This is a genomic window from Streptomyces sp. JHA26 (genome assembly GCF_002005565.1).
Classification (GTDB): domain Bacteria; phylum Actinomycetota; class Actinomycetes; order Streptomycetales; family Streptomycetaceae; genus Streptomyces.
In genome coordinates this window covers 1-2,455 of record NZ_BDJC01000130.1, presented here as the reverse complement: position 1 = coordinate 2,455, position 2,455 = coordinate 1, and the positions used below count along the sequence as shown (strand labels likewise).

General features: G+C 69.7%; 2 protein-coding genes. Both read left to right on the top strand.

What is annotated here, in order from left to right:
• A partial coding sequence (locus JHAT_RS33330) for a phosphopantetheine-binding protein (protein WP_253195696.1) occupies positions 1-794 on the top strand: 794 nt, incomplete at its 5' end.
• A 44-nt stretch (positions 795-838) separates the two neighbouring features.
• On the top strand, positions 839-2,455 hold a 1,617-nt coding region (locus tag JHAT_RS33325), incomplete at its 3' end, for a type I polyketide synthase (protein ID WP_171991185.1).

Below are 2,455 nucleotides of genomic sequence, written 5' to 3'. Positions count from 1 at the left end.
CGCAGAACGCACTGGTCAGTGGCCGCATGGAGCGGTTCGGGCTGCCTCCCATGGAGCCCGGACTTGCGGTCAAGGCCATGGAGCAGGCCATCACAGGACCCGACGCCTGCCCGGTGATCACCGATGTCGACTGGTCGCGGTTCGCCAAGGAACTGACTGGCTCCCGCACCAGCGTGCTGTTCGGTGAGATCGCCGAGGTGCGGCAACTGCATCAGGTTGTCAGCGAGTTCACCGAAGACAGCTCGGCCGAGCACGCGGTGCCGCTCGCGGAGAATCTGGCAGCTCTTCCCGCAGCCGAGCGGGAGTCGTTGCTGCTCGACCTGATCCGCAAGCACACGGCTACGGTGCTCGGGCACGCCTCTCACACGGGGATCGACGCCGAGCGGGGCTTCTTCGAGATGGGTCTCGACTCGCTCACCGCGGTGGAACTCCGCAACCGCCTGAACGCGGCAACCGGACTGAAGTTGCGGCCCACCACGCTGTTCGACTACGCGTCACCCTCCGCACTGGCTCACCACCTCTTGGGGGAACTGGTGCCGGAGCACGACGCACCGGAGAAGGCGTTGCCCGTGGAGATCGACCGCCTCGAGGCCGTACTCACCGCGCTGCCGCAGGACGACATCGCCCGGACCAAGGCTGTCGTCCGACTCCAGGCGATGCTCGCCAAGTTGGACCAGCCCGGCGCTGCGTTCACGGAAGGCACCGGCCCGGACGACGCGGCGGACGCCGATCTCGAAGACGCGTCGCTCGACGAACTCTTCGACGTGATCGACCGAGAGCTCGGGGACGCCTGAAGATGATCAAGAACCGTTTGGTGTCCGCGAGGGGGCAGGACTAAGTGTCGAACGAAGAGAAGCTGGTCGAGTACCTGAAGCGGGTCATGGCTGACCTGCGACAGACCCAACGCCGCCTCCGTGACGTCGAGGAGAAGTCCCAGGAGCCCATCGCGATCGTCGGGATGAGCTGTCGCTTCCCGGGCGGGGTGCGGTCACCGGAGGACCTGTGGGAACTGCTCGCCGCCGGCGGCGATGCGGTGTCCGAGTTCCCGGACGACCGTGGCTGGGACCTCGCGGCCCTCTACGACCCGGACCCGGATCGGGCCGACACGTCGTACGTGAAGGAAGGCGCCTTCCTGACCGACGCGGGCGCCTTCGACCCGGCGTTCTTCGGCATATCGCCCCGCGAGGCGCTGGCCATGGACCCGCAGCAACGGCTCCTCCTGGAAACCAGCTGGGAGGCCATGGAGCGGGCCGGCATCGCACCGGCCTCGGTGCGCGGCACCAAGGCCGGGGTCTTCGTCGGCACCAACGGTCAGGACTACGTCGAGGCCCTGCGCCAGGCCCCGAAGGGCGTTGAGGGCTACCTGGCCACCAGCAGCGCGGCCAGTGTGATGTCCGGCCGTCTCTCCTACACCTTCGGTCTCGAGGGCCCGGCCGTGACGGTGGACACGGCCTGCTCGTCGTCGCTGGTGGCCCTGCACATGGCGGTGCAGTCGCTGCGCCAGGGCGAGTGCTCGGTCGCCTTCGCCGGCGGAGCCACCCTGATGACGACACCGGGGCTGTTCGTGGCGTTCAGTCGCCAGCGCGGCCTCGCCCCCGACGGCCGGTGCAAGCCCTTCGCGGCCGGGGCGGACGGCACCGGTTGGGGCGAGGGCGTGGGCATGCTCCTGCTGGAGCGGCTGTCCGACGCCCGGCGCAACGGCCATCCGGTCCTCGCCGTGATCCGCGGCTCCGCCGTCAACCAGGACGGCACCAGCAGTGGCCTGACCGTGCCGAACGGCATTTCCCAGCAGCGTGTCATCCTTCAGGCTCTGGCGAACGCCCGGCTGTCCGCCACCGAGATCGACGCCGTCGAGGCGCACGGTACGGGGACGACGCTGGGTGACCCGATCGAGGCGCAGGCGCTGCTGGCGACCTACGGCCAGGACCGGCCGGAGGACCGGCCGCTGCGGTTGGGCTCGATCAAGTCGAACTTCGGGCACACGCAGGCGGCTGCGGGCGTGGCCGGTGTGATGAAGATGGTGCTGGCGATACAGCATGGGCTGCTGCCGCAGACCCTGCACGTCGACGAACCCTCCCCGCAGGTGGACTGGTCGGCTGGCGCCGTCGAGCTGCTGACGGACGCCATGCCGTGGCCGGAACGGGAGGAACCTCGACGGGCGGGCGTCTCCGCCTTCGGCGTCAGCGGCACGAACGCGCACGTGATCCTGGAGCAGGCTCCGGCCACCGAGGAGGAGCCGACCGCGGACGTCGAGCCGCCGGTGGTGCCGGTGGTGGTGCCGTGGGTGGTGTCGGCGAAGTCGGAGACGGCGCTGCGTGCGCAGGCGGAACGGCTGGCCGCGTACGTGCGCGAGCAGGCGGATGTCTCGTCGGTGGATGTCGGGTGGTCGTTGGCGGCGACGCGGTCGGTGTTCGAGCACCGGGCCGTGGTTCTGGACGGGTTGAACGGCCTGCGG